This window comes from Bilophila wadsworthia ATCC 49260 (assembly GCF_000701705.1).
In the GTDB taxonomy this organism is placed as follows: domain Bacteria; phylum Desulfobacterota; class Desulfovibrionia; order Desulfovibrionales; family Desulfovibrionaceae; genus Bilophila; species Bilophila wadsworthia.
In genome coordinates, this window is the sequence record NZ_JNJP01000100.1 from 1 (window position 1) to 10851 (window position 10851).

At 59.9% G+C, this 10851-nt stretch carries 9 protein-coding genes; 5 read left to right on the forward strand and 4 right to left on the reverse strand.

The features are described 5' to 3' along the window. Positions 1-88 precede the first annotated feature (88 nt). A complete protein-coding gene (locus T370_RS0119245) occupies positions 89-664 on the forward strand; it encodes a GNAT family N-acetyltransferase (RefSeq protein WP_248604291.1) in 576 nt (191 codons plus the stop codon). A 102-nt stretch (positions 665-766) separates the two neighbouring features. On the opposite strand, the gene T370_RS0119250 is transcribed toward T370_RS0119245, so the two are convergent. Further along, positions 767-1264 carry a pyridoxamine 5'-phosphate oxidase family protein gene (locus tag T370_RS0119250; RefSeq protein ID WP_009369340.1) on the reverse strand — a complete coding sequence of 166 codons (498 nt, stop codon included), beginning with the start codon at positions 1262-1264 and terminating at the stop codon, positions 767-769. A gap of 271 nt (positions 1265-1535) precedes the next feature. Then, complete coding sequence (gene dnaK / locus T370_RS0119260; RefSeq protein ID WP_029436708.1) at positions 1536-3458, reverse strand: molecular chaperone DnaK; 1923 nt, start codon at positions 3456-3458, stop codon at positions 1536-1538. Positions 3459-3825: 367 nt separating this feature from the next. On the opposite strand from dnaK, the gene T370_RS0119265 reads away from it, so the two are divergent. Further along, positions 3826-4797 (forward strand): D-alanyl-D-alanine carboxypeptidase family protein, encoded by a 972-nt coding sequence (locus tag T370_RS0119265; protein WP_227329154.1) that lies wholly within the window; start codon positions 3826-3828, stop codon positions 4795-4797. Positions 4798-4962: 165 nt separating this feature from the next. Here T370_RS0119265 and T370_RS24610 read toward each other — a convergent pair whose 3' ends face one another. Then, entirely contained in the window at positions 4963-5850 is an 888-nt protein-coding gene (locus T370_RS24610) for a prepilin-type N-terminal cleavage/methylation domain-containing protein (RefSeq protein ID WP_081847602.1), read from the reverse strand. A gap of 175 nt (positions 5851-6025) precedes the next feature. On the opposite strand from T370_RS24610, the gene gatC reads away from it, so the two are divergent. The 3 genes from gatC to selB all read left to right on the forward strand — a co-directional run bounded on the left by gatC (position 6026) and on the right by selB (position 9983). Beyond that, on the forward strand, positions 6026-6307 hold the full coding sequence (gene gatC, locus T370_RS0119275; protein WP_005028162.1) for an Asp-tRNA(Asn)/Glu-tRNA(Gln) amidotransferase subunit GatC: 282 nt from the start codon (positions 6026-6028) through the stop codon (positions 6305-6307). 9 nt (positions 6308-6316) lie between these two features. Further along, positions 6317-7738, forward strand: a complete 1422-nt coding sequence (gatA, locus tag T370_RS0119280) for an Asp-tRNA(Asn)/Glu-tRNA(Gln) amidotransferase subunit GatA (RefSeq protein WP_029436710.1) — start codon at positions 6317-6319, stop codon at positions 7736-7738. A 307-nt stretch (positions 7739-8045) separates the two neighbouring features. Then, the gene (gene selB, locus T370_RS0119285) at positions 8046-9983 is read left to right on the forward strand and encodes a selenocysteine-specific translation elongation factor (RefSeq protein ID WP_005028160.1); all 1938 of its coding nucleotides are present in this window, start codon (positions 8046-8048) and stop codon (positions 9981-9983) included. A gap of 251 nt (positions 9984-10234) precedes the next feature. Here the strand turns inward: selB and T370_RS0119290 are convergent, their stop codons facing one another. Next, positions 10235-10534, reverse strand: a complete 300-nt coding sequence (locus tag T370_RS0119290) for a putative quinol monooxygenase (protein WP_009380211.1) — start codon at positions 10532-10534, stop codon at positions 10235-10237. Positions 10535-10851: the final 317 nt, after the last annotated feature.

The window sequence follows — 10851 nt, forward strand, 5'->3', positions numbered from 1 at the left end:
CCCTCCCTTCCCCAAACCCCATCCCTCCCCCTTCAAAGACTTTTGACCTTATCGAATCCCTCTTGTCGGCTTTCCGCGAAAAAACGTTGTGTCGCCTGCCATTCGGCAAAGGCAAAGCAACGCGGCTTGTCCACCATTCCAAAAGGATTTTCCAATGCCCTGTTTGAAGGCGGTTACACCGCACCATATCGTTCAAGCCGAGGAAGCGGACTTGGAGGCAATACTGGAGTTGCAGCGGCTGGCGTATCAAGGCGAGGCGAGGCTGCTCAACGATTTTTCCATTCCACCGCTCATGCAGACGCTTGAGGAAATGAAGGAAGAATTCAGAAGCGGCATCTTCTTGAAGGCGGTTGATGAGAAAGGGAAGATTGTGGGGTCCGTTCGGGGTACTTTGCGGGGAGATACGCTGCTGATCGGAAAACTGATGGTACATCCAGAACATCAAGGAAGCGGCCTCGGCTCCTGTCTGCTCCAAGAACTGGAAAAAAACTGTCCCGCGCCACGGCTGGAACTGTTCACCAGCAACAAGAGCCTGCGCAATCTTTGCCTGTATGAGCGCAACGGCTACACCCGCTGCGCCGAAAAAGCCGTATCCCCAGCGCTGACGCTCATCTTTCTTGAAAAAAAGCCCTCTCATCCAGCCAGCGCACAGAATCCTGTGTGAGATGCCCGTTTCCCTAAAAGCAAAGGGAGACAGCCTGCCCCAAATCTCCCCGGAAGAAAAACGAGGAAAAGGCTGGCCTCTTCCTCGTTCGCTGTATCCTTGCTACCCTTTTTTATAACCCATGCCGGGCTCTCCGGCCTTGACGAGACGCTTGCCGGAAATATGCTCTATATTCAGGCGGAACACCCGGATCTTGTCGGCGGCGCGGTTGGCGTACTCTTCCGAGCTGATGGTGGAATATTTGTCGCCCACAACCTGCGCACAGCGGACTTTCTCTTCGCGGTCCTCAATCTCCTCAAGAAGCCCGGAGACCATGACGCTCTTGTACTCAATGGAAAATTCTTCGGGCAACACATTCGTTTCCTGCACCGCCACAAAATGCGCCCGTGGATTCGCGGCAAAACAGGCCAGCTTGTAGCCGTCGCGCGCGCAGTGGAAGACAAGCCCCTTGCCGTCTTCCTCAACCGCATACGTCAAAGGCACACCGTAGGGTTCGCCGTCCGGCCCAACCGTGGACAGCACGCCGTATTCCGCAGCTTTCAAATACGCCATCGCCTCTTCATCGGACACCTGCCGATCCTTGCGCCGCATCGCCACCATATGAGCAACCTCCGTGTTTTTCTCCCCCTATCCTATTCCTTCCCGGCTGTCATTCCCTGCCTTTCCAAAAGATCAGGCGCAAAAAAGAGCAAGGGAAAAAGGGGAGCAAGGCCTCTCTTAGAATAAAAACCATCCGGCGCGATCAGAAACGGCCCGAAAGAATGAAACGCCCGGAACTTTTGTTCCGGGCGTTTCATTCTTTCGGGCCGTACTGTCGGGGTCTGGGGGGCGACTCGCCCCCCAGCCGCCGGAGGCACTGCCTTTCTCTTTATTACTTCGATTCGGTGAAGTCGGCGTCGATCACATCGTCGTCGGCTTTCTTGCCGCCAGCCGCGCCAGCTCCGGGCTGGGCGCCCGCGGCACCGGCGGCGTCAGCCCCGGGCTGCTGGCCCTGAGCCTGCGAGTAGAGCTGTTCGGCCAGCTTGTGCGAAGCCTGAGCCAGTTCTTCGGTCGCCTTCTTGATGGCTTCGACGTCTTCGCCTTCCATGAGCGTCTTGAGGGAAGCAATCTTGCCTTCGATGTCGCTCTTGAGGGCCGCGTCGAGTTTGTCGCCGAGATCCTTGATGGACTTTTCAGTGCCGTAGATCAGGCCGTCGGCCTGGTTGCGGGCGCTGATGAGATCCTGCTTCTTCTTGTCGTCGGCCGCATGGGCTTCGGCTTCCTTCACCAGCTTTTCGATGTCGGCATCGGAGAGGCCGGACGAAGCGGTAATCTGGATGGACTGCTCCTTGCCCGTGCCGAGATCCTTGGCGGACACGTTCACGATGCCGTTGGCGTCGATGTTGAAGGCCACTTCAATCTGCGGCACGCCGCGCGGTGCCGGAGGAATGCCGGTCAGGTCGAAACGGGCCAGCGTCATGTTGTCGGCGGCCATCGGACGTTCGCCCTGCAGCACGTGGATGGACACGGAGGGCTGGTTGTCCGCGGCGGTCGTAAAGGTCTGGCTCTTGCGGGTCGGGATGGTCGTATTGCGGTCGATCAGCTTGGTGAACACGCCGCCCATGGTTTCAATGCCGAGGGAAAGCGGGGTCACGTCGAGGAGCAACACGTCCTTCACGTCGCCGGCGAGGATACCGCCCTGAATGGCGGCGCCCATGGCGACCACTTCATCGGGGTTCACGGAACGGTTGGGTTCCTTGCCGAAGAAGTCGGCCACGGTCTTCTGGACCAGAGGCATACGGGTCATGCCGCCGACCAGCAGCACTTCATCAATGTCGGAAGGCTTCAAACCGGCGTCGGCCAGCGCCTTGCGGCAGGGTTCCAGCGTCTTCTGCACGAGGTCGGACACCAGCTGTTCCAGCTTGGCGCGGGACAGCTTGATGAGCATGTGCTTGGGCCCGGTCTGGTCAGCCGTGATGAAGGGCAGGTTGATTTCGGATTCCATCGACGTGGACAGTTCCTTTTTGGCGGCTTCCGCGGCGTCTTTCAGACGCTGAAGAGCCATGCTGTCCTTGGCAAGGTCGATGCCCTGTTCCTTCTTGAATTCTTCCACCAGATAGTTGATGACGCGCTGGTCGAAGTCTTCGCCGCCGAGGAAGGTGTCGCCGTTGGTGGCGCGCACTTCAACCACGTTGTCGCCCACTTCGAGGATGGACACGTCGAACGTGCCGCCGCCGAGGTCGAACACGACGATCTTTTCGTTGGCCTTTTTGTCAAAACCGTAGGCAAGGGAAGCCGCGGTGGGTTCGTTGATGATACGCTTGACGTCGAGTCCGGCGATCTGTCCGGCGTCCTTGGTGGCCTGACGCTGGGCGTCGTTGAAGTAGGCCGGGACGGTGATGACCGCTTCGGTCACGGGTTCGCCGAGATAGGCTTCAGCGTCGGCTTTCAGCTTGCTGAGGATAGTCGCGGAGACTTCCTGCGGGGTGTACTGGTGCCCGTCGATTTCAACCACGGCGGCACCGTTGGCGCCAGCCACGATTTTGTAGGGAGCATGTTGCTTCCAATGTTCGACTTCGGGAGAATTGGCCATGCGCCCCATCAGACGCTTGACCGCAAAAACGGTACGGCTGGAGTTCGTCACGGCCTGACGCTTGGCGGCGTCACCGACCAGACGCTCCTTATCAGTGAAGGCGACCACGGACGGGGTCGTACGGCCGCCGTTCGGGTTGGTGATGCATTTGGGGTCCTTGCCTTCCATCACATAGACACAACTGTTCGTCGTGCCGAGGTCAATGCCAATGATTTTGCCCATAATACGTTCCTCCTCGAGGACTCACACCCTATAAAGAGGTGATGATGTCATGTTTTATGCGAAAGAAATAAAGCATCCCTCGATGTCGTCCAGAGGGGGGGAGCATATTTTTTTTACACTCTCATGCGGACCGGGTTGGCTTATCGGCATAACGATATGGAATATCAAAGAATTACGCTTCACATGAGAAAGTGCGCCCCGCTGACCCCTTTCACCGGAAAACCGGCCTGTTTTCCCTTGTCATCGCAATCCGGCTGGAATAAGGTTCTGATCTGGCTTCCCCATCCTCTCTAGACACGGTTTCCGGAGCGTATCCAGCATGTTCACCATATTGCGATCCAAATGCCGCCTTCTAAGAATCCCCCTCATGGCCGGATTCCTTCTTATAGCCGCCTCACTCGTCCTCGCCCCGGCCGCAGAAGCCCGGAACGCCCGAAAAGCCCACGCCGCCCAAAGCACCGCGTCCAGACAGATCCTCAATGTCCGCTCCGCCGTGCTCATGGATGCCCGCACAGGCAAAATACTCTATTCCCAAAATCCAGACGTGCGGATCCCCCCGGCCTCACTTACGAAAATCATGTCCATGATGGTGACCTTCGACGCCATCCGGTCCGGCAAAGTCAAACTCTCCGATCAGATCCGCGTCAGCCGCCACGCCGCGCGCCAAGGCGGTTCCCGCATGGGCCTGCGCGCGGGGGAACGCGTTTCCCTGAACCGCCTCCTCATGGGGATGGCCGTCTCTTCCGGCAACGACGCTTCGATGGCTGTTGCCGAACGCGTCGGCGGTTCGGGCCGCGCCTTCGTCAAGATGATGAACAACAAGGCCCGCCAGATCGGCATGTCCTCCAGCACGTTCAAAACGCCCAACGGCCTGCCCGCCGCCGGTCAGTACACCACAGCCAGAGATATGGCGCGGCTTGGATACGTGTACCTCAAGAACAATCCCTCCGCGCTCCAATACCACCGCGTCCGCGTGCTCAAGCACCGGGGGGCGGTCACAACGAACAAAAACCCGCTGCTCGGGGCCTGCCCCGGCGCCGACGGCCTGAAAACCGGCTGGGTCACGGCTTCCGGCTACAATATCATTTCCACCGTGCGGCGCGGCAATACGCGCCTCATCGCGGTCATCCTCGGAGCGGACTCCGCCGGGCTCCGCAGCCATGAAGTCCGCAGGCTCGTCGAGGCCGGGTTCAAGTCCCGCACCAACGGTATCACCGTAGCCTCCGCGCTTACCAAATACAGCTATCCCAACAAAGCCACCGCGTCGTCCGTCAAAAAACACAAGATCCGCCGCAACAAGGCCACCGCGCAGGCATCCCGCAGAACGGGAAGAAGCTAAAAAATTTGGGAAGGGCGGGGAAACTTTCTGTAGAAAGTTTCCCCGCCCTTCCCAAAACCCCATCCCTCCCCTTCAAAGACTTTTGACCTTATCGAACCCCTGATGGAAAGCCATCAGCCCTTAAAGGGTAAACGTTGCTCGCTGGAAATCAGGAATACCTCCCTGTCATTCAATCCAGCTGCTATCCCTGCTTGCGGCGTCAAACCATTTCAACGCATTCTCATACGTCTGTTTTTCCTTTCCCGCCTGAGCAGAAGCCCCATACTGGCTTTTTTCTTTTTCAATCATATTATAGGTTCCTATTCCCGGTTCCGTATGCTGCGTAACGGTGGCTGACCAGACCGTATACGTTCCCGAACTGGGGTTATATCTCATTACAGGAACCTTCGTCCCCGAAGGGATATTGGCGATATCGGCTGTCGTCCAATAAAGCATGTTGCTGTTGAAACTCCACGATGTTGCCCCCATCGCGTCCAAGTCTATGCCCGCGGCCTTAAGTGCGGCCATGACATCCGAAGAATGCGAGGTAGCGTTGGATAGCGCGCCGGAATCAAGCCTGCTGACGCCCGCTTCCCGCATTGCCTTTATAATCGCATCCATATCAGTAGAACTGCCGAAGCTATGGTTTGTACTCTCTCCACACTGCGGGAGATACAGTTTGGCGCCGGTATCTTCAAAATCCCCCGCCGAATCAACGCGTTTCGCGGAGGCCGCGCTTCCGGCGGAAGTGAGCGCGCCGCCATCCACGGCGAGCAGGAAATCGCCAAACCGGTAGCCGCCGTTCTTGCCTTCGGCCGCGTCCGCGGTTTCGGAAAGGGCCGAAACCGCCTTCGCCGCCTCGTCGCACGAACTCCCCTGGAGTACCAATTGCCCGAAACGGAGCTGTACGCGGGCCTGTGCTTCAGCCACGCTTGCGAGGGCGGCCTTTCTTTCGGATTCCTCCTGCAAATCATAATATTTCGGCACGGCCACCGCGGCAAGGATGCCGAGGATGACCAAAACCGAAATGATTTCAATAAGAGTAAAGCCCGATCTGCGCTTCGATGCCGCCATGCGGATTCTCCTCATAAAAGGGTGCGAAGACGAGTCTAGAGAAAAAACGCCTCCACCTCAACCATAAAACAACGTAACTCAGCGTCATTTCATCATATGGGGTGAGCCTTGACCACCTGTGACCGCCGATGGTAATTTTTTCTTTTTGCCAACCTCTAGCCGAAAGGTTCTCCTCATGCTCACCACGGATCGCATGGCGCACCTTGCGAGACTTGCCCGCCTCGCTCCCGAAGAAGGCACGCTCGCCAAATTCGGAGAACAATGCGCCGACATCATTGCGTATATGGATATTCTCGCCGAAGTGGACACCAGCGCCGTCGAGCCGCTGTACAGCCCTGTGGAGCACTCCACGCCCTACCGGGCCGACGAACCGGTCCAGAAAAACATGCATTCGGACGTTCTCGCCAACGCCCCGGAAACCGACGGGCAGTTCTTCGTCGTGCCCCGCATCGTCTAGGAGCGTCCCATGTCTGATCTGATCCAAGCCTCCCTTGCCGAAATCCGCGCGCGCCTCGCCGGGGGCGACGTCTCCGCCGAAGCCGTGGCCAAAGCCTGCCTCGACCGCATCGCCGAGACGGAACCATCCATCCATGCCCTGATCACCGTGCGTGAACAGGCTCTTGAAGAGGCCCGCGCCCTCGACGCGCAGGGCCCGGACGCCTCCAAGCCCCTCTGGGGCGTACCCGTCACGGTCAAGGACGCCATCGTCACCAAGGGCACGCGCACCACAGCCGGTTCCAAAATCCTCGGCGGCTTCAATCCGTTTTATGACGCCTTCGTGGTCGAACGCCTGAAGGAAGCCGGGGCGGTCATCGTCGGCAAGAACAACATGGACGAGTTCGCCATGGGCTCCTCCACAGAAAACTCCGCCTTCGGCCCGACCCGCAACCCCCGCGATCCAGAACGCATCCCCGGAGGCTCCAGCGGCGGCTCGGCCGCCAGCGTCGCCGCGAACCAGTGTTACGCCTCCCTCGGCACGGACACCGGCGGCTCCATCCGCCAGCCCGCAGCCCTGTGCGGCTGCGTGGGCCTCAAACCCACCTACGGGCGCGTATCCCGCTACGGCGTCATCGCCTACGGTTCCTCGCTCGATCAGGTGGGCCCGCTGACCCGCACCGTGGAAGACGCCGCCCTCGTGCTTTCCGTCATCGCCGGGCACGACAAGCGCGACTCCACGTCTTCGCCGCGTCCCGTGGACGGCTACGCCGATTTTTCCCGTTCCGACCTTAAGGGCGTACGCCTCGGCGTGCCCCGTGAATTCATGGCCGAAGGGCTGGACGGCCCGGTAGCCAAGGCGTGCCAAGACGCCCTTGACCGTGCCCGCGACCTCGGCGCGGAACTCGTGGACGTATCCCTGCCCCACGCGACCCGCCACGCGATCGCGGCCTATTATATCGTAGCGATGGCCGAAGCCAGCTCGAACCTCTCCCGGTTCGACGGCGTGCGCTACGGCTACCGCGCCGCCGATCCCAAGAACCTCGACGACCTCTACTGCCGTTCCCGCAGCGAAGGCTTCGGGCAGGAAGTCCAGCGCCGCATCCTGCTCGGCACCTACGTGCTTTCCGCCGGGTACTACGACGCCTACTACAAGAAGGCCGCGCAGGTCCGCCGCCTCATCCGTCAGGACTACCTGAACGCGCTCGGCTCCTGCGACGCCCTTTTCGGCCCCGTCTCTCCGGTCACGGCGTGGAAGCTCGGCTCCATCATTGATGATCCGCTCAAGATGTACCTCATGGACATCTACACCGTGTCCCTGAACCTCGCCGGGCTCCCCGGCCTCTCGTTCCCCGTGGGCGAAGCGGACGGCCTCCCGGTCGGTATGCAGCTCATCGGCAAGGATTTCGACGAGGCGGGCATCCTCGGCATCGGCAACGTATTGAGCAAATAGCGGAAACTTGGGGAAGGGAGAGGGAACTTTTCTGAAGAAAAGCTTCCCTCTCCCTTCCCCAAACCCCATCCCTCTCCTTCCAAAGACTTTTGCAAACGGGGCAAGCGGCGTCCCGGGCCGCGCGGCCCCTTGCTTTCAGGCGACAGTTCCCCGGAGCGGCCTTTTCGTTCTTTTCACTTTCAAAAGCGGAAACTCCTGACGCCCACAGGCCGCATGGCGGCACTGAGGGGGTCCGGGGGAAATCATTTCCCCCGGCCCGCCGGGAGGCGCGGGTCCGGGCGGCAGCCCGGCCGCCGGAGGCATTGCTATGGCTATCGTAATGGGAACGGCGGGTCACATCGACCACGGCAAAACCTCGCTCGTGCGCAAGCTGACCGGAATCGACTGCGACCGCCTCGAAGAGGAAAAACGCCGTGGCATCACCATCGAGCTCGGCTTCGCGTTCTGCGACCTGCCCGGCGGCGGACGGCTCGGCATCGTGGACGTGCCCGGCCATGAAAAATTCGTCAAGAATATGGTCGCGGGCGCGTCGGGCATCGACTTCGTGATGCTGGTCGTCGCCGCGGACGAAGGCGTCATGCCGCAGACGCGCGAGCACCTCGAAATCTGCTCCCTGCTTGGGATCAAGCATGGCCTCGTCGCCGTGACCAAAATCGACATGGTCGATCCCGAGCTGCTCGAACTCGCCGTCGAGGACATTTCCGAATTTCTCAAAGGAACGTTCCTCGAAGGCGCGCCGCTCTTCCCGGTGTCGTCCCAGACCGGCGAAGGCGTGGACAAACTCCGTGACTATATCGTCAAACAGGAAAAGGAACTCGCGCCCCGTCGCCGGACCGATCTGTTCCGCCTGCCCGTAGACCGCGTATTCACTTTGAAGGGTCACGGGACTATCGTTACCGGAACCATGATTTCAGGCTCGGTCAAAGTGGGCGACGCGTTGGAACTGCTCCCGAAAAAACTCGCTACCCGCGCCCGCAGCCTGCAAAGCCACGGGGAATCCGTGGAAGTGGCGGAATCCGGCCACCGTACCGCCGTCAACCTGCAAGGTCTGGATGTGGCGGATGTGGAGCGCGGCGACGTGCTGGCCCTGCCGGGAACGCTGTTCCCTTCCGATCGCTGGCTGGTGCGGCTGACCTGCCTTGGTTCCTCGCCCCGCGCCCTGCGCCACCGCGCCGAAATCCATTTCCACCACGAAGCCCGCGAAATCGCCGCCCGGCTCTATTTCCTCGACCGCGACAAACTCGGCCCCGGCGAAACCGCGTTGTGCGAAGTCCGGCTTGACGAGCCGCTGGTGGGCGTGTTCGGCGACCACTGCGTCGTGCGGGCCTTTTCGCCGCTGCGTACCGTAGCGGGCGGCGTAGTGCTCGACCCGATCAGCGCCGGATTGCGCCGCCGGGATGCCACGCCCGATCGCGTCGCCTCCCTGCTCGGCCTTGAGGACGCTTCCGACGAGGATCGCGTCCGTATGCAGATCGAGCTGGCCGGGAATCGCGGCGCGAACCTTGCGCAGCTTTCCGTGTTGACCAACCTCGATTCCAAGCGGCTCGACAAAGTATTGCAGGCGCTTTCCGGCAAGGGGAAAATTTTCTGCTTCGACCGTGAGGAAAAAGGTTACGTCGCCGCCGGCGCTTCCGCCGAACTCGCCAAGCGTTGCCTTGCCGTGGCCGATGCCTTCCATAAAAAGGAACCGCTCAAGCAGGGCATGGCGCGCGGCACGCTCCTCTCCGGCGGCACGGGCCGCGAGGCGTGGAGCAAGGGTATCCCGCCGAAGCTGGCTTTCTTCGTCGTGGAGCGCCTGCTGCGTTCGGGCGAGCTGGTTTCCGAGGGCGACGTCATCCGCATGGCCTCACACACCGTCTCCCTCAAGTCCGATCAGGCCGGGCTGCGCGACGCGCTGCTCAAGGCGCATGTGGACGGCGCATTCACGCCGCCGAACCTCAAGGATGTCCTTGAGGAGCTCAGCGTCGACGCCAAAGCCGCGGCTCCGGTGCTCAAGCTGCTCTGCGAGGACGGCAGCCTCGTGAAGGTCAAGGACGGCCTGTATTTCCACGGCCCCGTCATTCAGGAACTCAAGGCTCGGATGCAGGCGTGGTTCGGCTCACATGACGATCTCGATCCCGCCGGGTTCAAGGAGCTTTCCGGCGGCCTTTCCCGCAAGTACGTCATCCCGCTTCTCGAATATTTCGACCGCGAGCGCGTCACCATCAGGGTGGGCGACAAGCGGCAGTTCAGAGGGCGGGGGTAGGGAAAAAATTGGAGGGGGAAGGGGAAATTTTCTAAAGAAAGTTTCCCCTTCCCCTCCAAACCTCCCCCATCCTCTTCAAAGATTTTTGTAAGGGTAGATGACGGCACGGGTGGACTCAAGGATGGCCCTTGGCGTCCGTCCCCCGGAAACGCGGAAAGCCAAAAAGAATGGAAGCCGCTCCCCATAATAAAAAACCGCCTGTTGGTTCAGGCGGCTTTTTGTTTGATTCACGTCAACCGGCAGAAATTATCCTATCGGCAATCAACCTGCGACCAGACGGTTACGACGGTCGGACAGGCCAGCAGATCCTTGGTGCGCTCCTTGTAGGCCAGCATGTGCGGGGTTTTGCCGTGGGCGTCGAGGGCTTCCGGGCTTTCCCAGATCTCATAGAAAAGGAACGTGCCGTCTTCGGAGCGGTTCTTATGGAAATCGTACCGGATACAGCCTTTTTCAGCCCGCACGTTCGGGATGTTCTTCACCACTTCCGCTTCAAGCTGCGCTTCCATGCCTTTCTTCGCCGTCAACTTGGCGGTCACAAAACACGTGTCCATACGATGCTCCTTTTTAGGTTGTCCTTTGCCCGAAAAGCACCTCTTCCGCAATCCGGAAAACTCTGGGGAACGTCCGCTCTTAAAAAATCTGACAGCATCAAAGTAACAACCTCAAAATCATTCAGAACTTCATTCTCTCCAAAGCCTCCACTGCTCCCCCTCTATACTTCACCCATGCCCCATCCTCTCAACAGGGATTCGATAAACGCGAAAGTTTTAGGTGGAGAGGGGTGGGGTTTGGGGAGGGGAGAGGCCCCCTTTTTCAAAAGGGGGCCTCTCCCCTCCCCAACCTTCAATCCCCTTCCTTCTCCACCCCC